Below are 22,525 nucleotides of genomic sequence, written 5' to 3'. Positions count from 1 at the left end.
GGTGGGTTTGGTGGTGGAGGGTTTGGTGGTGGAGGGGTGGTGTCACGTCGCCGGGTGTACGACGGCAGTGACGGCCACCGACCGCTTTACCTTGGGGCCGGCGGAAAGGCGACTCGGGCCAAATTCGTGGGAACTGGAGGCGGCAGCGGCTGCCGTGAATTTACTTCTGTTCGGAATGCGTCGAGGAGATAACCGACAAGCCGTTTCGACGCTGCGGTTGCCGCACTGGACGCGTGGTCGACCACGCCGCTGTTGGCCATGAGGATCAGAGCCAGGTCATCGAACGCGAAGTCGCCGCGGAGCTGTCCGGAATCCTTCGCGCGATGAATGAGCTGCCGGAAGCCCGTCATGCCTTGTTGTAGTTTCTCCTCGACCACGGATGTCTCCGGGAGTTGCTCGACAAAGGCGGAACTGAACCCGTGGTCCGCCGCCTGCATCCTCGTCAGTCCTTCCACGGCCGCGCACAACCCCCGCCAGGGGTCGGAATCCGCCAGAGCGGTCTCGATGATGGCAGCGCACTGGGCGAACTGCTCGGCGAAGACTTCAGCGACTCGCGCTCATGTGCGACGTCGTCGTGGCCTCCGAGGACGCGACACTCATGGACCGCGCTCATTTCAAGCAGGTTGTCGTCCCCGGTGACGGCGTTCACGTGATCTGGCCGCTCGTCGTCGGGCAGAACCGCGCGCGCTACTTCCTCACCACCGACCTGAGACTCACCGCCCAGGAAGCCAAGGAATGGGGCGCGGTCAACGAGGTCGTCCCGAAGGACACGGTTCTCACACGGGCCCACGAGATCGCGGCGAAGCTCCTGGTCAAGCCGACCACGACGCGACGGTTCACACGCCACCTGCTCACGCAGTCCTTCCGCAAGGCCGCGGTGAGCGAGCTCAACCACGGCCTCCTGCTGGAAGGCTACGGGATGCAGATCTACACACCGACAGGCGACCAGCCCCTCCACAAGGGCTGACCGCGAGGGCATCGCCGGTGTGCGGCCCAGCCTCCGGCGTCATTCAGCGACCCCGGCTCCAGGGCCGATCAGTGTGCTGGTTGGTGGTCGTTAACTTTTAGGTCAAGCAATTGCGGTGATCTTGTGCGGTGTTCTTGGGGCGTGCGTGAATGAAACGCCGCGTCCGGCGGGGCCAGCACGTCCGCGTCGGTGTGCGGTTTCGGTACGGCATGGGAGGGCCGTCGACGGGGGAGGGGGCTTCGCCATGCCGTGTGCGCGATCGTCCGGGCACGTCGCGGCGAGTCAAGCGGGGTGCTGTCCGTCTCTCGGCCTGGTGCGTCCCTGTCTGCCTCCACTTCTGACAGAAGGATGCTTCCGTGCGTTTCAGACGTACCGACAGATCGCCTGACGAACCGGCCGGCAGGCCGCCGCGACGCGTCAGGTCCCGTGGCCGTTCCCGTGCGAAGTGGCTGGGTTTTGCCTCCGGTCCTCTCATCCCTCTGGTGGCCGCCGGCGCGGTGCTGGCGGGTCTGCTCGGCCCGGAGCCGCCGGCCGGCGTCCCGGCCGGCACCACCACCGTGGCCGACAGCTACGACGGCTTCGACGCCGAGTCCGCGCAGCAACTGCGGCAGGACCAGTGCCTGATGGCCGACGCGCTGCGACTCGGCGGCCCCCGGATGGTCAGTCTCGCGCAGACCGGCCTGAACCAGACCCCGGAACAGCTGCACTCCACCGCCGACCGCGAGTACTGGAACGACACCCCGCTGGCCACGGCGTACGCCGGGGACAGAGAGGACATCGACCAGGAGATCGACACGCTGGACCCGCGTCTCGACTCCTGGCAGGACGCGCTGTCCGGCCTGTCGTATCCCGAAGAAGGCTTCGCGAGCGTCGCCGACTTCGAGTGGCCGCCCGGCAGGTCCTCCGGCGACGACTTCTTCCACCAGGTCGGCTACGGCAAGTGGCTGGGCGACCAGTGGTGGAAGTCGGAGGACGACTTCTACGAGAATCCCACGCCGGTGGCCGACGAGGTGACCGTCAAGGCGGTCACGGACCTGGGCACCCCGCTCTACGGTGAGGCCGATCCGTCCAGCGGCGACTGGCAGCAGGCGTTCGCCGAGGAGCAGGCGTTCGACGACCTGCTCGACGGGGACGACGTCTTCACCGGCATGAACGCGGACGACGCCCGGATGTTCCTCTCCGCCGGCGGCTTCCCGCGCACCGCCCCCGACCCGGACAGCCTGGCATTCCGGCTCGCGGTGGAGGACCTGAAGACACGGTTCGCGGCGTGCTCGTGGCGCAGTCCGATCGACCCGAGCAAGGTCCTCGGTGAGGAGGTGGCCTCCGCCTCCGCGGAGTGGCAGCAGGAGATCGCCGCCCAGGCCACCCAGCGCAACCAGATCGTCACCGCCAACCGGGACGCCACCAAGGCGCTGGCCACCGGTGCGAAGGCGCTGGGCGAGATACTCGGCCAGTCCTGGGTCGCCGACCACCTCACCCGCTGGCAGAGCTACTGGTCGGCCGGCGGACCGGGCTGGATCGGGGACAGCCCGCTGGTCGTCCACATCCACGGCGCGTCCGACAAGTGCCTGGAAGTGGGCGGGAATTCCAAGGCCGACGGCGGCGTCGTGCAGATGTACACCTGCAACAGCGGCGCCAACCAGCAGTGGCGGATTTCCGGCAACGCACTGGTGAACGTCAACTCCGGCAAGTGCCTGGAGGTGAAGAGCTCCGGTACCGCCGACGGCACCGCCATTGTGCAGATGACGTGCAACAGCACCAAGCCGGCCCAGCGGTGGGAGTACACCACCCACGGCACCACCACGCTGAAGAACACCGGCTCCGGCAAGTGCCTGGACATGCACACCTACGCCAACAGCCAGGACGCCTGGATCTGGACCTGCGACAACTCCGACCCGCAGAAGTTCGACATCGTGCCGTCCGGCCACAACGGCATGGACGACAACCTGTCCTACCCCACGGCGGCCCAGTTCACCAAGGCCGCCAAGGGCGTCACCGACGCCCGGGCCGCGGCGCAGACCCAGCTGAACCTGATCAAGGCGCAGGCCCAGACCGCGGGTACCGCGGCCACCAACACCGACACGTATCTGAACAGCGCCTACGGCATCGCCGACGCCGCCGGCGCGCCGCGCGGCCGGGCACTGCTGGTGGGCCAGCAGAAGGCGCAGGTCACCAAGGCGTCGGCGGCCGCGCTGAACGCGATGGTGCAGGCAGGCGAGACCGCGTTGGCGGCCACGAAGGCCTCCGCCGGGGACAGCGCGACCATCGCCGCCCGGGCGGTCACCCAGGCGGCGGGAAGCCAGGCCGCGTTCCGCAACGCCGCCGCCGCGGCCGCCAAGGAACAGGCCAAGGCCGCGGCGAACGCCGCCGCGGTGCAGGCGGACAACGCCAAGAAGGCCCGCGACACGGCCAAGGCCAAGCTCGCCGAGACCCAGCAGGCCGAGGCCGACGCCAAGGCCGCGGCCGCCACCGCCCATGCCAGGCGCCTGGACGCGGAGAAGGAGGAGGCCACCGCGAAGGCGGAGAAGGAGACCGCCGCGCAGAAGCAGGCCGAGGCCGCCCAGCACAAGTCCCAGGCTCAGGAGTACGCCTCCCAGGCTCAGGACGCCAAGGACCGGGCGGACGCCGCGGACACCACCGCCACCGAGAAGCGCGAGGGTGCCGAGGCTGCCCGGGACAAGGCCCAGGCACTGCGCGACGACGCCTGGGACGCCGAGCAGAAGGCCGACGCCGCCCGTGCCAAGGCCGACGCGAAGGAGGCCTGGGCCGAGGCGTCGGAGTCGGAGGACTACGCGCAGGAGGCCAGGCAGGCGGCCGACGCCGCCAACGCCGCAGCCGACAGCGCGGAGGAGGCTGCCGGCTCCGCGCGTTCGGAGGCGGACGCGGCGACCCAGGCGGCTGCCGACGCGGACGCGGCGGCGACCCGCGCGGAGGCCGCAGCCAAGCGGGCCCGTTCGGACGCGGACGCGGCGCAGGCCGCCAAGCTGAAGGCCGACGCGGCGGTGCGGACCGCGACCAGCGCGGCGGCGGACGCCATCACGGCGTCCAAGAACGCCGCCACCGCGGCCCGTGCGGCGGTCAAGCTCGCCGACGAGGCCGAGGCGCACGCCGCCGACGCCAAGGCACAGGCGGACGCGGCCAAGGCGCAGGCGGCCACGGCGATCAAGGGCGCCAACGACGCCGCCGGACACGCCTACACCACCTCGCAGGCAGCCGTCGACGCAGGCAACGCCGCCGTCCAGGTCGCCGCGCCCGCCAACGACGCCATCCAGCTCGGCTCGCCCTACATCACCACCGACTCCGCCGCCGGACTCGCCGTTCTGACCGGCCAGTCCTCCAAGACGATCGCCGAACAGCAACTGGCGGTCGCTCAGGCGCACGCGCAGAACGCCCAGGAGGCGGCCGCTCAGGCACAGAGCACCGCCAACGCCGCCACCGGTGACGCAAAGGCCGCCTACGCTCTGGCCGCCGAAGCAGCCGGCTACGCCGCCGACGCCCGTAACTCCGCGAAGGAGGCGCTGGGGTACGCCGCCGAAGCGGCCGGTTACGCGGCCCAGGCGGCGCAGTCCCTCGGTCGTACCATCGCCTACGACCAGCAGGCCGCCGAGGACGCGGCGGCCGCCGACGGCGCGGCCGGACGCGCGGAGGGATACGCCACCGACGCCCGGGACTCCGCCGACCAAGCCGCACTGGACGCGGAGGCCGCCCGCGCAGCGGCGGCCGAGGCGGAACAGGCCGCCGAGGACGCACGCGAGGCCGCCGACCACGCCGCCGCCGAAGCGACGGCGGCCGAGGAAGCCGCCAAGGACGCCCAGGAGTACGCCGAATCCGCCCAGCAGGCGGCAGACCAGGCCGAGCAGGCGGCAAACGCCCAGCAGATCGAGACCGGCACGGTTCCCGACGGGACCGGCGCGTCCATCGGCGGCATGTTCTACGTCGTCGACCACATGGACCAGGTCGGCGATCCGGAGGTCCTGAAGAAGACCGACGGCTGCGAAGGCTGGTGGGACCAGCTCTTCTACGACGGTGACTGCACGATCACCGAGAAGATCGGGTACAAGGCCGTCCTCGACCTGTACCTGTGCACCAGCGAGGACATGGGCGCATCGCAGTACACGTGTCCCTCGGACGCGACCGTGTACCTGGGCGAGTTCCCGACCAAGGAACTGTCCACCGAGGTCACGCACAACATCACGATCGCGGAGTACCAGGAGGGCGTCGACCCGATCGACATCCTCTTCGGCAGTTGGATCAGATGCACCCAGAAGCTCACCCCCGGCGGTGAGAACGGAAGCTGGGGCGGTTGCGCCTGGGCGCTTGTGGATGTGGCGAGCCTGTTCGCGGGCAAGATCCTCCGGCCCGTCGCGGACGCCGTCAGGGCGGTGGACGCCGCCGCCAGGACCGGCATCGGCTTCACCGACGCCCTCAACGCGCTGCGTACCCTCGGCCTGGCCGACGACGTCGTCGCTCGAATCGGGTACCGGGCAATCGACGAATTCGTCGAGTTCTGCACCAGGAGCCGGGCCCGTACGCCTCTGACCGCTCGGGCGGCCGTGGCGGCCGAGGGATGTCCCACGGGTCTGATCCGCTACAACAGCGACGAGCTGAGCCGCATGGCCTACCAGTTCAGGACGGAGGCCGGTTTTTACGGCGCGCAGCACAATGTCGCCGTCGCCAAGGTGCCGGGGTGGAACGACCCCAAGACCGGAGACCTCGTGGTCGCGAGCAGCAGCTTCGCCGGTCACTCGGAGACCGCCATCCTGGACAAGCTGAAGGCAAAGGGGTTCGATCCTCACCAGATCACCGCTCTATACACTGAGCGGCAACCCTGTGGGGATTGCGCCTCCGAATTGGCCGGTGCCCTCAAGGCGGGCACACCAGTCACCTGGTCGGTCCCTTACTACCCCGGCATCGAGTCGTATGCGAAGGAATTGCTGGCTAGTTACGTCAAGAGGGCCGGCGGGGGACGTTCAGCACGCTCCCTGACGGGCCAACAGCAGGAAGAGAAGTGAAGGACGCATGACCGAGCACAGATTCGATCTGCCGCCGAAAGCCCCGCCGGATGTCATCGCCCAGCGCGACGCACTGGCTGAGGAAGCCTGCCGCGCACTGGCCCAGGCCGGGATCCCCGTTCACCGGGGCGACCTCGGAGGCGAGTCCGAAGGCAGGCCTGGGGCGGAGGTTCATGTGGATCCTCTCGTCATCGGCGGTGTGCTGGTGGAATGGAACACGGAGGAAGAGCTGAGAACTGCCGCTCTGAACGTTCCTCCGGACGAACTCGATCCTTCGGATCTGCCTTACGCGATTCGCCATTTTGGAACCGTCCATTCCTCTATGCGGGACGCTCTTCTGGGGATCCTCGCCTCGGCGGGATTCCAGGCCGAGAAGGCGGACGGGCACACCTATGGAACTGCGGTCTTCGTAAAGGGCTTTCATCAGCCCTGAGGACCTGTCCGCACGCCGTCCATCACGATCTGCCGCGGTTTCTGCCGCACCGGCAGAACCTCTCCGTGCGGGGCCGGGGCGCTCGTCGGCGCCCCGGCCCCGTGGGCCCATTGGTCAGGAGGACAGTTCGGCCCGGACCATACGGGCGGCGGCGACCAGGTTCTCAAGGGAGGCGCGGGTCTCGGGCCAGCCGCGGGTCTTCAGGCCGCAGTCGGGATTGACCCAGAGCCGCTCGGCGGGAATCGCCTTCAGGCCGGTGCGGAGCAGGTCGGCCGCCTCCTGGGTGCTCGGCACGCGCGGCGAGTGGATGTCGTACACGCCGGGTCCGGCCGCGCGGGGATAGCCGTGACCGGCGAGTTCGTGGGCGACCTGCATATGGGAGCGCGCGGCTTCCAGGCTGATGACGTCGGCGTCGAGGTCGTCGATGGCCTGGACGATGTCGCCGAACTCGGCGTAGCACATATGGGTGTGGATCTGCGTGTCCGGCCCGGCCCCGCCGGTGGTGAGCCGGAACGCCTCGGTGGCCCACGCCAGATAGGCGGGTCCGTCCGCCGCACGCAGCGGGAGGGTCTCGCGCAGCGCCGGTTCGTCGACCTGGATGACGGCCGTCCCTGCGGCTTCCAGGTCCGCGACCTCGTCCCGCAGGGCCAGCGCCACCTGCCGCGCGGTCTCGCCGAGCGGCTGGTCGTCGCGGACGAAGGACCAGGCCAGCATGGTGACCGGGCCCGTCAGCATGCCCTTGACCGGGCGGTCGGTCAGCGACTGGGCGTAGGAGGTCGTCGCGACGGTCATCGGGGCCGGACGCGAGATGTCACCGGCCAGGATGGGCGGTCGGACATAACGGGTGCCGTACGACTGCACCCAGCCGTGGCTGGTCGCCACATATCCGGTGAGCCGCTCGGCGAAGTACTGCACCATGTCGTTGCGTTCGGGCTCGCCGTGTACCAGGACATCGATCCCGGCCTTCTCCTGGAAGGAGATGACCTCACGGATCTCGGCCTCGATCCGCCGGTCGTAGCCGGCCGCGTCCAGCCGGCCGGCCCGCAGTTCGGCGCGTGCCGTGCGCAACTCCGTGGTCTGCGGAAACGAGCCGATCGTGGTCGTCGGCAGCAGTGGCAGACCGAGCCGCTGACGCTGCGCGGCGGCGCGCTCGGTGTACGGCAGGCCGCGGCGGGCGTCCGCTTCGGTCACGGACGCGGAGCGGGCCCGTACCGCCGGGTCGCGAGTGATCGCCGAGGCCGAGCGGGACGCCAGATCGGCGCGGTTCGCGGAGAGCCGGGCCGCGACGGTGTCGGTGCCGCCGGTGAGAGCGCGGGCGAGCGTGACGACCTCCTCGGTCTTCTGCCGGGCGAAGGCCAGCCACCGGATCAGCCCGGGATCCAGATCCCGTTCGACCGTGGTGTCCAGCGGCACATGCAGCAGAGAGCAGGAAGTCGACACATCGACCCGGCCGGCCAGACCGAGCAGCGTGGCGAGAGTGCTCAGCGAGGCCGCGAAATCGTTGATCCAGACATTGCGGCCGTCCACCACTCCGGCGACGAGCCGCTTGCCGGGAATACCGCCGGCCGCGGCGAGATCGCCGAGATTGGCGGCGGCGGGACCGGTGAAGTCCAGCGCGAGACCTTCGACGGGTGCCTTCGCCAGTACGGGCAGGGCCTCGCCGAGGCGGTCGAAGTAGGCGGCGACCAGCAGTTGAGGCCGGTCGGTGAGCGCGCCGAGATCGCGGTAGGCGCGGGCGACGGCGTTCAGCTCGGCGGGCGTACGGTCCTGGACCAGAGCGGGCTCGTCGAGCTGGACCCACTCCGCGCCGGCCGCCCGCAGATCGGCCAGCACCTCGGCGTAGACCGGCAGGAGCCGGTCCAGCAGTGTCAGCGGCTCGAAGTCCGCGGCCACTCCGGGCGCGGGCTTGGCGAGCAGCAGATAGGTGACGGGCCCGACCAGCACGGGCCGGCCGGTGTGGCCGAGCGCGACGGCCTCGCGCAGCTCGGAGAGCTGCTTGGCGGGGTTGGCGGCGAAGACCGTGTCAGGACCCAACTCGGGCACCAGATAGTGGTAGTTGGTGTCGAACCACTTGGTCATCTCCAGCGGCGCGACGTCCTGTGCGCCGCGCGCCATGGTGAAGTAGCCGTCGAGCGCGTCCGCCTCGACGGCGGCCCGGTGCCTGGCGGGGATCGCGCCGACCATCACACTGGTGTCGAGCACATGGTCGTAGTACGAGAAGTCACCGGTGGGCACTTCGTCGAGGCCGGACTCGGCGAGCTCGCGCCAGTTGTCACGGCGCAGACGGGCGGCGGTCTCCCGCAGGGCGTCGGCGGTGACCCGGCCCTTCCAGTAGCCCTCGATGGCCTTCTTCAGTTCCCGGTCGGGGCCTTGGCGCGGGTAGCCATGGACGGTGGACCGGGTGGCCGCGGCTGCGGACTTGGGTGTCACGTAACTCTCCTTCGCGAGTCGTGCGGGAAACATCCCGGGACGGCCCGTGGGAAGCGAAGGAACGGAAGCCGGAGCGAGGCACCTCGCGTGTGTGCCCGCGCTCAACCGCCGACCCGCCCACGAGGTCACCGAGATTCCGGGTGCGGTGGTCGCATCCGGGCAGTGGCAGGTCTTCGGACTCGCGGGCGCGCCTCGTGCCGTATCCGTACGGACACGTACGTGTACGAAGCTCCTACTGGCCGTCGCTTCCCGGACTGGTGTGTCCAGTGCTTATGACGGCGGTCGTTCCCACTCACCGCTGCGGGGCAGTCCCGGATTCGCACCGGGTTCCCTCTTACGACGCGTCTGCCTGGCGGGCAGGGCGAACCGACTGCGCCTCCAGCTTAGGGCCTTTCTTTCGGATCTTGCAGGGCTTGTCTCCCAGTGCGCCGATACTGGGCAGGGACGGCGCCGGAAGGGCCGGGCCGCCGACGTGCCGGACCAGGGAAGGAACGAGCGAGAGCATGGCTCACGAGGAACCCGTACTGCTCGGCCGGGCGGGCCGCACGGCCCGGATCACGCTGAACCGCCCGCGCGCGCTCAACGCCCTCACTCATGCCATGGTGCTCACGATCGACAAGGCCCTGGCGGAGTGGGAGCACGACGAGAGCGTGGCGGCCGTGGTCATCTCGGGCGCCGGAGAGCGCGGGCTGTGCGCCGGCGGTGACATCCGCGCCATCCACGAGGACGCGCGCACCGGCGGCGGTGCCTCCGCCGCCTTCTGGCGTGCCGAGTACCGGCTCAACGCCCGTATCGCCCGCTACCCGAAGCCGTATGTCGCGCTGATGGACGGCATCGTGATGGGCGGCGGGGTCGGTGTCTCGGCGCACGGCACCATACGGATCGTCACCGAACGGTCCGCCGTCGCCATGCCCGAGACCGGTATCGGTCTGGTGCCCGATGTGGGAGGCACCTATCTGCTGTCCCGTGCGCCCGGTGAACTGGGCACGCATCTCGCCCTGACCGGACGGGCGGTGGGCGCGGCGGACGCGCTGCTGTGCGGCCTCGCTGACCACTTCGTCCCTTCGGACCGGCTGCCCGAGCTGAGCGCCGCGCTCGCGGAAACGGACGCGGGTGAGATCGCGCACCGCTACGCGGCGGCCCCGCCGGAGGCTCAACTCGCCACGGACCGCGCGTGGATCGACATCTGTTACGCGGCCGATTCGATGGAGGAGATCGTCGGCCGGCTGCTCGACCACGGCGGTCCGGCCGCGAAGGAGGCCGCCGCGACGATCCTGACCCGGTCACCCACCGCGCTCAAGGCCACTCTCGCCGCGCTGCGTCTGGCCCGCCGGACAAGCACTCTGGAGCAGGTGCTCGACCTGGAGTACCGCGCCTCGTGCGCCGCGCTCACCACGGCCGATCTGGTGGAGGGCATCCGCGCCCAGGTCATCGACAAGGACCGTACGCCTCGCTGGTCGCCGGAGGAGCTGGCGCTGGTCACGGACGCGGAGGTGGCGCGGTTCTCCGCCCGTCCGCCCGGCGGAGACCTCGGACTCGGCGGCGCTGACAGAGCCTGACGGTTTCTCAGCGGCCGTTGAGGCGATGGCGCTTGCGCCAGGCGACCACGGCCGCGCCCAGTCCCGTGACCACGATGAAGCCCATCGCGAGCAGAAATGTCGGCGACGTCGGAGAGGTCGCCCGGCTGCCCGCGACCACATAGGCCGCGGTGTTGGGGACCGAGCCGATCGCCGTCGCCAGCAGAAAGGGCACCCATCCCATGTGCGAGACGGCGGCGCAGTAGTTGGCCGCCGCGAACGGCACTCCGGGGAAGAGCCGTACCGCCAGTATCGACCGGAATCCGTGCCTGCTGAGCTGGATGTCGGCGGACTTCAGCCAGCGGCCGCGCAGCAGCGGTCGCAGCGCCTCCTGTCCGAGGAAGCGGCCGAGTCCGAAGGAGATCCCGGCCGCCAGCACCGTCCCCGCCAGCGCGGCGGGCAGTCCGAGCCGGGATCCGAAGAGCGCGCCCGCGGCGAGATTGAGCAGCGGCCGGGGTACGAACGCGACGGCGCACAGCCCGTACGCCACGGCGAACAGCACCACCGCCGCACCACCGCTGACCTGCGGCGGCCAGCCGTCCGCCAGCAGTCTCTGCGGCTCGTACAGCAGCACCGCCGTGCCCGCCGCCGCCAGCAGGGCCACGAGCAGGGCCAACCGCGACCAGGGTGACAGCAGCGCCCTGGAGCAACGGACGGCACGGGCCGGGGACGGCGGGGGGACGGTGTCGAGCACGTGGCGAGACTAACCGACAAGCGTGTGTGATTGCCGTTCAGGCAAGGGCCAGGACCGCACGCGGAGTGCTGAAAACCATTCGACGCGACGGCGGGCCGTGGGCGATGATCGGCGACATGTCCCGGTACGCCTTCCTCGCAGCGCCGTCCGCAGTCGCGGACGCGCCGAAGGCTGCCGCGCTCCTCGCGCCGTACGCGACGGCGGTACTCGCAGCGGTAGCGGCCGCGGCGGTAGCGGCCGCGGCGGCGGCGCCCTTCGGCGGCGCCCGAAGCTGACCCTTCCCGGATCGTCCGGCGGACCCCACAGGGGGAGGGTCGGCAAGGCCCAGGGGTCCCTCTCACGCTTCGAGTTCCTGGAAGGAACCATGCCCAAGACGGCATACGTGCGCACCAAGCCGCACGTGAACATCGGCACCATGGGCCATGTCGACCACGGCAAGACCACCCTGACCGCCGCCATCACCAAGGTCCTCAGCGACCGGGGCACCGGCACCTTCGTGCCGTTCGACCGGATCGACCGGGCGCCGGAGGAGGCCGCGCGCGGAATCACCATCAACATCGCGCATGTCGAGTACGAGACCGGCACCCGGCACTACGCGCATGTGGACATGCCCGGTCACGCCGACTACATCAAGAACATGGTGACCGGCGCCGCCCAGCTCGACGGGGCCATCCTCGTCGTCTCGGCGCTCGACGGGATCATGCCGCAGACCGCCGAACACGTTCTGCTCGCCCGTCAGGTCGGCGTCAACCACATCGTTGTCGCGCTCAACAAGGCCGACGCGGGCGACGACGAGCTGACCGACCTGGTCGAGCTGGAGGTCCGCGAGCTCCTCAGCCGGCACGGCTACGGCGGAGACGCGGCGCCGGTCGTCCGGGTGTCGGGCCTGCGCGCGCTGGAGGGCGACCCGCGCTGGACCGCGTCCGTGGAGGCACTGCTCGACGCCGTCGACACCTATGTGCCGATGCCGGTCAGATACACGGACGCGCCGTTCCTGCTTCCGGTGGAGAACGTCCTCACCATCACCGGGCGCGGCACGGTCGTCACGGGCGCGGTCGAGCGCGGCACGGTGCGCGTGGGTGACCGGGTGGAGGTACTGGGCGCCGACTCGGGTCCGGTGACCAGCACGGTCACCGGTCTGGAGACCTTCGGCAAGCCGATGGAGTCCGCGCAGGCCGGTGACAATGTCGCGCTGCTGCTGCGCGGCATGGCGCGCGACGCGGTCCGCCGCGGCCATGTGGTCGCGGCGCCCGGCACCGTCGTGCCCAGCAGGCGCTTCACCGCACGGGTGTATGTCCTGTCCGCGAGCGAGGGCGGCCGGACCACTCCTGTCAGCAGCGGCTACCGGCCGCAGTTCTACATCCGTACGGCCGATGTCGTCGGCGACATCGACCTGGGCGAGGCGGCCGTCGCACGTCCCGGTGACACGGTCACCATGACCGTCGAGCTGGGCCGGGACGTACCGCTGGAGCCGGGGCTCGGCTTCGCGATCCGTGAGGGCGGCCGCACGGTCGGCGCCGGTACGGTGACCTCGCTGCTCTGACCGGCCCGCGCCCGTCTCCCGTACCGACCCACGGGAGACGGGCGCGCTGCCGTGCGCGACACTTCTCCTGCGCCGGACGGCGGGTCCGGCGGGGGAGAGGCGGACACCATGACGCGTACGGCACTGGTCCTCGGCGGCGGCGGGGTCACCGGAGTCGCCTGGACGATCGGCGTCCTGCACGGGCTCAGCGCCGCCGGCACGGATCTGACCAGCGCCGATCTGATCGTCGGCACCTCGGCGGGCTCGGTGGTCGGCGCTCAGATCGCCGCCGGTACCCATGACCTCGGTGAGCTGTACGAGCGCCAGCTCGCGGCGCCGGGCGACACGGCCGCGGCACGCCTCGGGGCGGCCGTGCTCTTCCGCTACGCGCGGGCCATGCTCACCTCCCGCACACCCGAGGAGTACGCGCGAAAGCTCGGCAAGTACGCCCTGGCCGCCGCCACCGTCCCGGAGGCGGACCGCAAGGCGGTGCTCGCCGCCAGCATCCTGACCGACACCTGGCCGGCCCGGCCGCTCAGCGTCACCGCCGTGGACGCGCTCACCGGTGAGCTGAGGTCCTTCGACAAGGACAGCGGTGTACCGGTGGTGGACGCGGTGTCCGCGAGCTGCGCCGTGCCCGGTGTCTGGCCGCCGGTCACCATCGAGGACCGCAGGTGGATCGACGGCGGGACGCACTCACCCGCCAATGCCCAGCTCGCCGCGGGCTACGAGCGGGTCGTCGTGATCGCGCCCGTCGGGTCGGGCAACGGTGTGATCGCCGCTCCGGGCACCCAGGCCGCCGCGCTCACCGCGGCGGGCGCCCGGGTCGAGGTCATCACGCCCGCCGCCGCGGCGAAGAAGGCGATCGGCCGCAATGTCCTCGACCCGGCCCGCCGGGCCGGCGCCGCCCGCGCGGGGCTGGCCCAGGCCGGGACGCACACGGCGGCCGTCGCCGCGCTCTGGGCGGACTGACCGGGCGCGGCCCGCGCGGGCCGGAGCACGGCGCACAATAGGACGGTGAACGAGCCGATCCCCGTCATCCGCGCCGTGGACCGCGGCACCGCGAAACTGCTGCCCGACGTCGACCGGGAGCGGGCCTGGCTGCTGACGGTGGACGGCGCGGCGCAGTCGTACGTCGATCTGGACGAGCCGACCCATCTTGAGTTCGAGTACGTACAACGCCTCGCCCATGTCGTCGACTGCGCCGCGGCCGAGGGCCTGCCGCTCTCCGTGCTCCATCTCGGCGGCGGCGCGTTCACGCTGCCTCGCTATGTCGCCGCGACGAGGCCCGGCTCCGCGCAGCAGGTGGTGGAGGCCGACACGGGGCTGCTGGCGCTGGTCGCGGAGCGGCTGCCGATACCGGCCGGCACGGGCATCACCGTGCACGGCACGGACGCCCGCCGCTGGCTCGAAGCGGCCCCGGACCGCTCGGCGGACGTACTGATCGCCGATGTCTTCGGCGGCTCCAGAGTCCCCGCCCACATCACTTCCGTCGAGTACGCGCGGCAGGCCGCGCGGGTGCTGCGGACCGGCGGTGTCTATGCCGCGAATCTCGCCGACGGGACGCCGTTCGACTTCCTCCGCTCCCAACTCGCGACCTTCGGGGCGGTCTTCGAGGAGCTGGTGCTGATCGCGGAGCCCGCGATGCTGCGCGGCCGCCGCTTCGGCAATGCCGTGCTGGTCGCCTCACACACCGCGATCGACACCGGGGCCCTGGCCCGCCGCGCCGCCGCCGACGCCTTTCCCGCCCGTGTCGAGCACGGCGCCTCGCTGCGACGTTTCACCGGGAACGCGACGGTGGTACGGGACGCCGGCGCGGTGCCGTCACCCCGGCCGCCGGACGGCGCCTTCCGTACTGGCTGACACCACGGGAGCCGCCGCGATCTTCTCCGTACGCCGGGTCAGCCGGCGGACGTCCGGGACGGTCAGCACCGCCGCGGTCAGCAGCACGATCAGCGCGGAGCAGCCCCACAGCGCGGAGGTACGGCCGAAGGCGCTCTCGGCCGGTCCCGCCAGCGCCGTGGCGAGCGGCACCATGCCGATTGAGCCGAGCCAGTCGTATGCCGAGACCCGGGAGAGCTTCTCCTCGGCGATCTCCTGGTGGAGTGCCGTCATCCAGGAGACGCCGAAGATCTCGATCGAGACGCCCGTGAGGAACATCACCGCGGCCAGCGCTCCGGCCTGCAGCGGTACCGCGAGCCCGGCCGAGGGAAGTGCCAGCGGGAAGACGGAGAGGCTGCCGGCGAGCAGCAGCCGGCGCGGCCTCCAGCGCATCATCACCAGCGCGCCGCCGACGGTGCCCGCGCCGAAGGCGGCGAGGGCCAGACCCCATGGTCCCGGCCCGCCGAGCTCGTCCCGGGCGACCAGCGGCCCGTACACCGCCTCGGCCGCCGTGACGACCGCGTTGACCACCGCGAACTGCGTCACGACGGCCCAGAGCCAGGGTCTTCCGGTGAACTCCCGCCAGCCGTCGCGCAGATCGGCGAGCATCCCGCCGCCGGGCTCGCGCGCCGGGACATGGCTGACATCGAGGAAGGCCCGCAGCGCTCCGGCGATCAGAAAGGCGGCCGAGTCGATGGCCAGGACCCAGCCGGCGCCGAACACCGCGATGAGCGCGCCGCCCAGCGCGGCGCCGCCGATTCCGGCACCGTGCATGGCCATCCGGTAGAGCGCGAAGGCGCGCCCGGCCTGTTCGCCGCTGACGCTGGACATCAGCATGCCCTCGGAGGCGGGGCTGAAGAAGGCGTGGCCCGTACCGCCCAGAGCGGCCAGCACCATCATCTGCCACAGAGCCGGTTCGCCGGCCAGGACGAGGGCCGCGAAAGCGGCCTGCGACAGGCAGTTGAGGGAGTTGGCAGCGACCATCACCCGGTGTCTGGGCAGCCGGTCGGCCAGTGCTCCGCCGACGAGCAGGAAGAGCACGAGTGGCACCGTGCGCGCCGCCGCCACCAGCCCCACGTCGCCGGCGTCTCCGCCCGACTCCAGCACCGCGAACGCCGCAGCGATCAGGGCACCCTGGCTGCCGAGGTTGGTGACGACCGCCGCGGCGGTCAGCAGCGTGTAGTTGCGGCCGGCCCACTCGGGGCGACGGGCGCGGCGGAGGCCGACGTCGGCGGGAGAGGTCACCCGAAGACTATCGCCGCGACCGCGCCCGGTTGCCAACTCGTTGTGCCGCGCGTCCGGTACGGCGTCGCCGGGCGGGTGCGGCCGGCGGAAGACCGCCTCCGCCGGACGGACTCAGGAGGACTTCGCCAGCCGGACGGTGCTCATGATCTTCTTGATCGTCGCGTCCGGGATCTCGCCGGACACACCCGTGTTGGCGTACAGCACCCAGCTCGCGTAGTCGCCCTTGGCGTTGGTGAAGGTGAACGCGATCGACTTGCCCTCGGTGTCGCACTTGTTCTTCTTGGTGAGACCTGAGGTCGAGGCTGTCGCGAAATGTCCCGTGAGACCGGACGTGGTGGTGTACGGCTCGGCCGCGGTGACCTTCACCTTGTCCTTGAGCGTGGCCTCGGGCTCCTGCTGCGCGTACGCGGCCCAGGCCCAGCTACCCGCTTCGTTCTTCGCCGCCGACGCCGTGTCCTTGGCTCCCGCGCCGCCCTTGGTGCCGGTTCCGCCGAGGCTGCTGTCCTCCGTCTTGCCGTCCTTGTCGGTGTCCTGGGAGCACCACTTGGACTGGTAGAAGGCGGGCGCGGAGAAGGAGATGACGGGCATGCCGTCGTCCTTCGCTCTGTCCTCGAAACCGGAGATGAGACCGGGGCTCTGGACTTCCCAGTCCGCGGGGACGTCGAACTGTGTCCCGTGCTGCGGATTGGTCACGACCTTCCAGCCGGCGATCTGCGGCTCTCCGACCGCGGAGCCGTCCCGGGGATTGCCGACGGACGGATCCGCCGTCGGTTCGGCGGTCGCGGACGCCTTGGAGTCGCTGTCGGCCCGCTTGTCCGTGCCGTTCTTGTCGTCCTTGTTCATCACCAGGAAGCCGGTGACCGCGGCGGCCACCACGACCGCTGTCGCGGCCACGATCGCGACGACGGTCGTCTTCTTCTTGTTCTGACCGGGACCGGGTCCGCCCGGACCCGCGAACTGCGGTTCCGTCGGCTGCTGGTACGGGTTGGGCTGCGGGTGTCCCGGTTGCTGGTAGCCGGGCTGCTGGTATCCGCTCTGGTCGCCTGCGGGCGGCGGGTAACCGGGCTGTTGATACCCGGGCTGCTGATATCCCGGCTGCTGGTACGGATTCGGCTGCTGGTACCCCGGCTGCTGGTACGGGTTCGGCTGCGGATTCTGGTCCTGCGGGTTCTGCTCGCCCCCGGGCGGCTGCTGTCCTGGCCACATGGCGAGTAACCATAGAGGGGCCGTCCCGCCGCTGCCATGCCCGGCCTGTGAGGGGATGGCCAAGTCCACTACTCACCGGTAACGTCGCGGTCCATGAGCGCTGATCAGAAGTCAGTCGGCGAGATGCTCGCCGCCACGGTCCCCATGGCCAGGACTCTCGGGCTGGAGTTTCTGGAGACCACCGCCGAGCGTGCCGTCGTCCGCTTGCCGGACCGGCCCGACTACCACAACCACCTCGGCGGCCCGCATGCCGGAGCGATGTTCACGCTCGCCGAGTCCGCCAGTGGCGCGATCGTGCTCGCCGCCTTCGGCGACCAGCTCCACCGAGCGGTTCCGCTCGCTGTCAAGGCGGAAATCGGCTACCGGAAACTCGCCATGGGAATTGTCACAGCCACCGCGACGCTGGGCCGCCCGGTGGCGGACGTCGTCGCGGAGCTGGACAAGGGAGAGCGCCCGGAATTCCCGGTGTCCGTCGCCGTCACCCGCGAGGACGGAGCCGTCACGGGCGAGATGACCGTCCTCTGGACCCTCCGCCCGAACTCCTGACCCTCCTGCCACCAGGTAGGCTTCCCGGCGTGCGCCCGAGGGCGCACGCCGGGCCCCGGACCACGGAAGGACCGGGAACAACGGGAGGAATCGGCGTTGCACGTACAGGAGTGGCTGGAGACCATCCCCGCGGTCAGTATCTATCTCCTGGTGGGACTGGTCATCGCGGTGGAGAGCCTCGGCATCCCGCTGCCGGGCGAGATCGTGCTCGTCAGCTCGGCGCTGCTCGCCTCCCAGCACGGCGACATCAATCCGTACATTCTCGGCGCCTGCGCCTCGGCCGGCGCGGTCATCGGTGACTCGATCGGCTATGCCATCGGACGCAAGGGCGGCCGGCCGCTGCTCGCCTGGTGCGCCGCGAAATTCCCCAAGCACTTCGGCGACGCCCAGGTCGCCATGGCCGAGCGGTCCTTCCAGAAGTGGGGCGTGTGGGCGGTCTTCTTCGGCCGCTTCGTCGCGCTGCTGCGTATCTTCGCGGGACCGCTGGCGGGTGTGCTGCGCATGCCGTACTGGAAGTTCCTGATCGCCAATGTGCTGGGCGGGATCGTCTGGGCGGGCGGTACGACCGCCGTCGTCTACTCGGTGGGTGTGGTCGCCGAGGCATGGCTCAAGCGCTTCTCCTGGCTCGGACTGCTGCTCGCGGTGCTGATCGGACTGGTCTCGATGCTCGTCCTGAGGAACCGCGCCAAGAAGGCGGCCGAGCGGATGGATTCCGCGAAGGAAGAGCCGGCGCCGGTGGCGGGCGAGTCCGACGCGGTGCCCGTCGGCGACTGACCGTGGCCCGGCAGACGGCGTGACGCCGGGCCGGACGGCCGCGAAGGATCAGGTCGGCCAGGAGTTGACCTTTTTCTGGTGACGGATGATCAATAACCTTAGTGGCGCTGCCCGTTACCGATCGGGCCGGTACCAACCGAGGGAGCTTCATGGCCACCGCTCAGCAAGTCCCCGACATCCTGTCGCCCGAGTTCGCCGAGAACCCTTATCCGGCCTACCGCGTGATGCGAGAGAGCGCGCCGCTCATCTGGCACGAGGCCACCCAGAGCTACATCATTTCCCGGTACGACGATGTCGAGCGGGCCTTCAAGGACAAGGAGTCGGTCTTCACCACCGACAACTACGACTGGCAGATCGAGCCCGTGCACGGGAAGACGATTCTCCAGCTCAGCGGGCGGGAGCACGCGGTACGCCGGGCGCTGGTCGCTCCGGCCTTCCGCGGCAGCGATCTTCAGCAGAAGTTCCTGCCGGTGATCGACCGCAACGCCCGCGAACTGATCGACACATTCCGGCACACCGGCTCCGTCGATCTCGTGGGCGCCTTCGCCACCCGCTTCCCTGTCAATGTCATCGCCGACATGCTGGGCCTCGACAAGGCGGACCACGCGCAGTTCCACCGCTGGTACACCGCGGTCATCGCCTTCCTGGGCAATCTGTCCGCCGACCCGGAGGTCGCGGCGGCCGGCGAACGGACCCGTGTCGAGTTCGCCGAGTACATGATCCCGATCATCCGCGACCGGCGGGACAATCTCGGCGAGGACCTGCTCTCCACGCTCTGCGCCGCCGAGGTCGACGGCGTACGGATGAGCGACGAGGACATCAAGGCGTTCTGCAGCCTGCTGCTCGCCGCCGGCGGCGAGACCACCGACAAGGCGATCGCCAGTATCTTCGCGAACCTGCTGCTCCATCCCGAGCAGCTCGCGGCCGTACGGAAGGACCGGAGCCTGGTCGACCGGGCCTTCGCGGAGACGCTCCGGTTCACTCCGCCGGTGCACATGATCATGCGGCAGACCGCGACGGACGTCGAGCTGAGCGGCGGGACGATACCGGCCGGTGCCACGGTCACCTGTCTGATTGGCGCCGCCAACCGTGACGGCTCCCACTACCAGGACCCGGACACCTTCAATATCTTCCGGGACGATCTGACCACGACGACCGCCTTCTCCGCGGCCGCCGATCATCTCGCCTTCGCGCTCGGACGCCACTTCTGCGTCGGCGCCCTGCTGGCCAAGGCGGAGGTCGAGGCCGGCGTCAACCAGCTCCTCGACGCGATGCCCGATCTCCGGCTGGCCGACGGCTTCGACCCGGTCGAGCAGGGAGTGTTCACTCGCGGACCGCGGTCCCTGCCGGTGGAGTTCACACCCGTCACGGCGTAACGGCGTCCGCCGGGCCCGGGACATCCCGGGCCCGGCGGACAGGGCCTGTCGGCTGTCCCGTAATCCCTGGTGGATCAGCGCGCGGCGTCGCGCGCCCGCCCGGGACTACGGGACGGACCTCAGCGGACGACCGGAGTGAAATCCACCGGCAGCGAGGTCAGTCCTCGCATCCAGATGGACGGCCGCCAGGTCAGCTCGTCCGGTTCCACCGCCAGCACCACATCCGGCAGCCGCTCCAGCAGCGTCTCGATCGCGGTACGGGCGATCACATCGGCCAGCAGCGGAGCTGGATAGGGACAGCGGTGCTCGCCGTTGCTGAACGAGAGATGCGCGGAGTTCTCCGGGCCGATATGGCCCTCGGGCCAGATCTGCGGATCCGTGTTGGCCGCGGCGAGGCCGAGGACCAGACAGTCACCGGTCTTGATGTGCCGGCCGCCGAGCTGTGTGTCGCGTACCGCCCAGCGGCCGACGAAGTTCTGCGTCGGAGTGTCCAGCCACAGCACCTCGTTGAGCGCCTGACCGACGCTGAGCCGTCCGCCGGACACATTCAGCGCGAAGCGGTCGTCGGTCAGCAGCAGCCGCAGGGTGTTGCAGATCCAGTTGGCCGTGGGCTGCTGCGCGGCCGCGATGACGGTGATCAGGTCCTGGACGACCTCCTCGTCCGTCAGCCCGGCCGGATGGGTCAGCATCCGGGAGGTGATGTCGGAGCCGGGACTGTTCCGCTTGTCCTTGACCAGCCGCTCGATACGGTCCTGCACCCGCAGATAGGCGGCGACCGGGTCGTCTCCCTCGGCGGCGTCCAGCGAGATCCGCAGATCCCGTACGAGATCGTCCGTGTCCACACCGTCGGCAGGCATACCGCAGAGCCGGACGACGGCACGCATGGGCAGCGCGTGCGCGTACGCGGCCATCAGCTCGGCGTGACCGCTGCCGGCGAAGGCGTCGATGAGTCCCTCGGCGATCTCGCGGCACATATGGGCGAGCTCGAACTGGTCGACCGCCTCCAGTGCCTCGCTGATCACACCGGCCCGCCGCTGGTGCTCGGCGCCCTCCGTGAACAGGACCGAGGGCTGGTATCCGACGAACGGCAGCAGTGGCCAGTCGGCGGGGATGGACTCCCACTGGTTCCAGCGCCGCGAGTCACGGGCGAACAGCTCGTCGTGGCCGGTGACATACGAGACCTCGGAGTATCCGAGCACCAGCCAGGCGGGGATGCCGCCGTCGAGCAGAATGGGCGCGATGGTGCCGTGCTCCCGGCGTAACGACCGGTAGAGCTGGGACGGCGTCTGCTGGTACTCCAGGCCGCTCAGCGGCACCGCGTCCGCGTGCGCCGGGCAGCCCGGCGGCGGGCCGTCGCCGGCCGGGAGTCCGTTGAGGTCGGTCATGGGGTCATCTCCCGGGCCATGGCCATTTCGTAGAGGTGGTCCACGAGGGTGATCAGGACGTTCTTGCCGGACGAGCGCACCCGGGCGTCGCAGTCGATCAGAGGGACGTGCTCCGGCAGCGAGAGGGCCTGCCGGATCTCCGCCAGCGAGAACGCCGAGGCATCGTCGTCGAACCGGTTGACGGCCACCACGAACGGTGTCTTGTGGTGTTCGAGCCGGTCGACGGCGTACCAGGACTCGCTCATCCTGCGGGTGTCGACCAGGACGACCGCGCCGAGCGTGCCGGAGAACAGCCGGTCCCACAGGAACCAGAACCGCTCCTGTCCCGGCGCTCCGAACAAATACAGCACCATGCGTTCGTTGAGACTGATCCGTCCGAAGTCGAAGGCCACGGTCGTGGTCGTCTTGGAGGTCAGCCCGGCCGTCTCGTCGACGCCGACGCCAGCCTGCGTCATGACTTCTTCGGTGTTGAGCGGACGGATCTCGCTCACCGAACGGACGAGGGTGGTCTTGCCGACCCCGAAGCCGCCCACGATGACGATCTTCAGGCCGGTCTCGGCGGCATCGGCCAGCGGGGTACGCGCGGGCAGCTCAGAGGTTGCGGAGTCCATGGAGCACCTCCTTCAAGAAGGCGGAGTCGGGCAGCTCGGCGACGGACCGAGCCGAGCGCGGATGGCGGGCGGTGATCCGGCCCGTCGCGAGGAGATCGCCGAGGAGGATACGTACCACCGTCACCGGCAGCTTCAGTTCCGCGGAGATCTCGACGACCGCGGTGGGATGGCCGCACAGGCCGAGGATCCTGACATGTTCCGACTGCATCCCCTGGGTCGGCTCACATTCGCTGACGATCAGGGTGACGAGGTCGAACGAGTCGTCGTCGACCCGGCTGCGGCCGCCGGTGACGGTGTACAGCCGGTCGGGATCCCCGGTGTCGACGGGCCGGCGGGTCATGACGGTGAGCTCTCCTGGGCCGGTGTGCGCGGCTCGGCCCGCAGATGTTCACCGATCTGCTCGACCATTTCGCTCATCTGATGGCCCACGACGCCGGGGTCGGCGCCGTCCTCGGCGACGACCGCCAGATGAGCACCGGCGCCGGCCTCCACTATGAACAGCAGCCCACCGTGGAATTCGGTCATCGAGTGCCGTACGCCGCCGGTGCCGTTGCCGAACTCCACCGACGCGCCCTGCGCGAGTGCCTGGATGCCGGAGCAGATGGCGGCGAGCTGGTCGGCCTGGTCGAGCGTGAGATGACGGCTCCAGCAGAGCTTCAGCCCGTCACGAGAGAGCACCAGGGCATGCCGTGTGCCGGGGGTGCGTTCCAACAGGCTCTCCAGGAGCCAGGTCAGGCTGTTGTCAGTCGTCTGCATGGTGTGCGTGGGCCGGGATGTGCCGTAAGCCGGTCACCAGCCCGTGCCTCCAATCTCGCGTTCTGGGCGGGGGGTGGGCGCCGATGCCCCGGGCGCCGTGCGGGGAGAGC

At 70.3% G+C, this 22,525-nt stretch carries 20 protein-coding genes and 1 riboswitch; of the genes, 11 read left to right on the top strand and 9 right to left on the bottom strand.

Annotated features, from left to right (window positions below; genetic code table 11):
- Window positions 1–86: 86 nt before the first annotated feature.
- Entirely contained in the window at window positions 87–467 is a 381-nt protein-coding gene (locus tag PV679_RS23675; protein WP_416069783.1) for a hypothetical protein, read from the bottom strand.
- Window positions 468–559: 92 nt separating this feature from the next.
- Here PV679_RS23675 and PV679_RS23670 point away from each other — a divergent pair, with 92 nt between their 5' ends.
- The 3 genes from PV679_RS23670 to PV679_RS23660 all read left to right on the top strand — a co-directional run bounded on the left by PV679_RS23670 (window position 560) and on the right by PV679_RS23660 (window position 6,412).
- On the top strand, window positions 560–967 hold the full coding sequence (locus PV679_RS23670; protein ID WP_319682378.1) for an enoyl-CoA hydratase/isomerase family protein: 408 nt from the start codon (window positions 560–562) through the stop codon (window positions 965–967).
- A gap of 482 nt (window positions 968–1,449) precedes the next feature.
- Window positions 1,450–5,979, top strand: coding sequence for an RICIN domain-containing protein (locus PV679_RS23665; protein ID WP_416069782.1), 4,530 nt, complete (start codon window positions 1,450–1,452; stop codon window positions 5,977–5,979).
- Window positions 5,980–5,986: 7 nt separating this feature from the next.
- Entirely contained in the window at window positions 5,987–6,412 is a 426-nt protein-coding gene (locus tag PV679_RS23660; RefSeq protein WP_319682377.1) for a hypothetical protein, read from the top strand.
- A 114-nt stretch (window positions 6,413–6,526) separates the two neighbouring features.
- Here the strand turns inward: PV679_RS23660 and metE are convergent, their stop codons facing one another.
- Window positions 6,527–8,842 carry a 5-methyltetrahydropteroyltriglutamate--homocysteine S-methyltransferase gene (gene metE / locus PV679_RS23655; protein ID WP_319682376.1) on the bottom strand — a complete coding sequence of 772 codons (2,316 nt, stop codon included), beginning with the start codon at window positions 8,840–8,842 and terminating at the stop codon, window positions 6,527–6,529.
- 146 nt (window positions 8,843–8,988) lie between these two features.
- Window positions 8,989–9,228: riboswitch (cobalamin riboswitch) on the bottom strand.
- Between the two features lie 117 nt (window positions 9,229–9,345).
- Here metE and PV679_RS23650 point away from each other — a divergent pair.
- The gene (locus tag PV679_RS23650; RefSeq protein WP_319682375.1) at window positions 9,346–10,401 is read left to right on the top strand and encodes an enoyl-CoA hydratase/isomerase family protein; all 1,056 of its coding nucleotides are present in this window, start codon (window positions 9,346–9,348) and stop codon (window positions 10,399–10,401) included.
- 7 nt (window positions 10,402–10,408) lie between these two features.
- Here the strand turns inward: PV679_RS23650 and PV679_RS23645 are convergent, their stop codons facing one another.
- A complete protein-coding gene (locus PV679_RS23645; protein ID WP_319682374.1) occupies window positions 10,409–11,113 on the bottom strand; it encodes a TVP38/TMEM64 family protein in 705 nt (234 codons plus the stop codon).
- A 65-nt stretch (window positions 11,114–11,178) separates the two neighbouring features.
- Between PV679_RS23645 and PV679_RS23640 the strand changes: the two genes are divergently transcribed.
- The 4 genes from PV679_RS23640 to PV679_RS23625 all read left to right on the top strand — a co-directional run bounded on the left by PV679_RS23640 (window position 11,179) and on the right by PV679_RS23625 (window position 14,498).
- Window positions 11,179–11,388, top strand: coding sequence for a hypothetical protein (locus PV679_RS23640; RefSeq protein ID WP_319682373.1), 210 nt, complete (start codon window positions 11,179–11,181; stop codon window positions 11,386–11,388).
- 89 nt (window positions 11,389–11,477) lie between these two features.
- A complete protein-coding gene (gene tuf / locus PV679_RS23635) occupies window positions 11,478–12,656 on the top strand; it encodes an elongation factor Tu (protein ID WP_319682372.1) in 1,179 nt (392 codons plus the stop codon).
- Window positions 12,657–12,764: 108 nt separating this feature from the next.
- Window positions 12,765–13,607, top strand: a complete 843-nt coding sequence (locus PV679_RS23630) for a patatin-like phospholipase family protein (RefSeq protein ID WP_319682371.1) — start codon at window positions 12,765–12,767, stop codon at window positions 13,605–13,607.
- 45 nt (window positions 13,608–13,652) lie between these two features.
- On the top strand, window positions 13,653–14,498 hold the full coding sequence (locus PV679_RS23625) for a fused MFS/spermidine synthase (RefSeq protein WP_319682370.1): 846 nt from the start codon (window positions 13,653–13,655) through the stop codon (window positions 14,496–14,498).
- Here the strand turns inward: PV679_RS23625 and PV679_RS23620 are convergent.
- Both PV679_RS23620 and PV679_RS23615 read right to left on the bottom strand, forming a co-directional pair.
- Window positions 14,460–15,761, bottom strand: a complete 1,302-nt coding sequence (locus PV679_RS23620; protein ID WP_319682369.1) for an MFS transporter — start codon at window positions 15,759–15,761, stop codon at window positions 14,460–14,462. The two genes, PV679_RS23625 and PV679_RS23620, sit on opposite strands and share 39 nt — an antisense overlap.
- 111 nt (window positions 15,762–15,872) lie before the next feature.
- Window positions 15,873–16,967: a hypothetical protein gene (locus PV679_RS23615; protein WP_319682368.1), complete on the bottom strand. Its 1,095-nt coding sequence runs from the start codon at window positions 16,965–16,967 to the stop codon at window positions 15,873–15,875.
- 93 nt (window positions 16,968–17,060) lie between these two features.
- On the opposite strand from PV679_RS23615, the gene PV679_RS23610 reads away from it, so the two are divergent.
- From PV679_RS23610 to PV679_RS23600, 3 genes are all read left to right on the top strand, one after another.
- On the top strand, window positions 17,061–17,513 hold the full coding sequence (locus PV679_RS23610; protein ID WP_319682367.1) for a DUF4442 domain-containing protein: 453 nt from the start codon (window positions 17,061–17,063) through the stop codon (window positions 17,511–17,513).
- A gap of 96 nt (window positions 17,514–17,609) precedes the next feature.
- Window positions 17,610–18,287, top strand: coding sequence for a DedA family protein (locus tag PV679_RS23605; RefSeq protein ID WP_319682366.1), 678 nt, complete (start codon window positions 17,610–17,612; stop codon window positions 18,285–18,287).
- 149 nt (window positions 18,288–18,436) lie between these two features.
- Window positions 18,437–19,663: a cytochrome P450 gene (locus tag PV679_RS23600; protein WP_319682365.1), complete on the top strand. Its 1,227-nt coding sequence runs from the start codon at window positions 18,437–18,439 to the stop codon at window positions 19,661–19,663.
- Window positions 19,664–19,782: 119 nt separating this feature from the next.
- Here the strand turns inward: PV679_RS23600 and PV679_RS23595 are convergent, their stop codons facing one another.
- Genes PV679_RS23595 through PV679_RS23580 form a run of 4 tightly spaced genes read right to left on the bottom strand, consistent with a single transcriptional unit; the run spans window position 19,783 to window position 22,415 of the window.
- Window positions 19,783–21,048, bottom strand: a complete 1,266-nt coding sequence (locus PV679_RS23595) for a cytochrome P450 (protein ID WP_319682364.1) — start codon at window positions 21,046–21,048, stop codon at window positions 19,783–19,785.
- Entirely contained in the window at window positions 21,045–21,659 is a 615-nt protein-coding gene (locus PV679_RS23590; protein ID WP_319682363.1) for an ATP/GTP-binding protein, read from the bottom strand. Before PV679_RS23590 ends, PV679_RS23595 begins: the two co-directional genes overlap by 4 nt.
- Complete coding sequence (locus tag PV679_RS23585; RefSeq protein ID WP_319682362.1) at window positions 21,640–21,999, bottom strand: DUF742 domain-containing protein; 360 nt, start codon at window positions 21,997–21,999, stop codon at window positions 21,640–21,642. Before PV679_RS23585 ends, PV679_RS23590 begins: the two co-directional genes overlap by 20 nt.
- Window positions 21,996–22,415, bottom strand: a complete 420-nt coding sequence (locus PV679_RS23580; protein ID WP_319682361.1) for a roadblock/LC7 domain-containing protein — start codon at window positions 22,413–22,415, stop codon at window positions 21,996–21,998. Before PV679_RS23580 ends, PV679_RS23585 begins: the two co-directional genes overlap by 4 nt.
- Between the last annotated feature and the right edge of the window lie 110 nt (window positions 22,416–22,525).

This window comes from Streptomyces sp. AK02-01A, assembly GCF_033795305.1.
Lineage (GTDB): Bacteria > Actinomycetota > Actinomycetes > Streptomycetales > Streptomycetaceae > Streptomyces.
Note: the sequence above shows the minus strand (reverse complement) of the source record. Positions and strands in the feature narration are given on the sequence as shown.

Bases quoted from the DNA above. Each gene is read 5' to 3' on its own strand.
- PV679_RS23630 (WP_319682371.1), top strand. From the start codon at position 12,765: ATGACGCGTACGGCACTGGTCCTCGGCGGCGGCGGGGTCACCGGAGTC.
- PV679_RS23670 (WP_319682378.1), top strand. From the start codon at position 560: ATGTGCGACGTCGTCGTGGCCTCCGAGGACGCGACACTCATGGACCGC.
- PV679_RS23585 (WP_319682362.1), bottom strand. From the start codon at position 21,999: ATGACCCGCCGGCCCGTCGACACCGGGGATCCCGACCGGCTGTACACC.
- PV679_RS23615 (WP_319682368.1), bottom strand. From the start codon at position 16,967: ATGTGGCCAGGACAGCAGCCGCCCGGGGGCGAGCAGAACCCGCAGGAC.
- PV679_RS23590 (WP_319682363.1), bottom strand. From the start codon at position 21,659: ATGGACTCCGCAACCTCTGAGCTGCCCGCGCGTACCCCGCTGGCCGAT.
- PV679_RS23660 (WP_319682377.1), top strand. From the start codon at position 5,987: ATGACCGAGCACAGATTCGATCTGCCGCCGAAAGCCCCGCCGGATGTC.
- PV679_RS23650 (WP_319682375.1), top strand. From the start codon at position 9,346: ATGGCTCACGAGGAACCCGTACTGCTCGGCCGGGCGGGCCGCACGGCC.
- tuf (WP_319682372.1), top strand. From the start codon at position 11,478: ATGCCCAAGACGGCATACGTGCGCACCAAGCCGCACGTGAACATCGGC.
- PV679_RS23610 (WP_319682367.1), top strand. From the start codon at position 17,061: ATGAGCGCTGATCAGAAGTCAGTCGGCGAGATGCTCGCCGCCACGGTC.
- PV679_RS23600 (WP_319682365.1), top strand. From the start codon at position 18,437: ATGGCCACCGCTCAGCAAGTCCCCGACATCCTGTCGCCCGAGTTCGCC.
- PV679_RS23595 (WP_319682364.1), bottom strand. From the start codon at position 21,048: ATGACCGACCTCAACGGACTCCCGGCCGGCGACGGCCCGCCGCCGGGC.
- PV679_RS23580 (WP_319682361.1), bottom strand. From the start codon at position 22,415: ATGCAGACGACTGACAACAGCCTGACCTGGCTCCTGGAGAGCCTGTTG.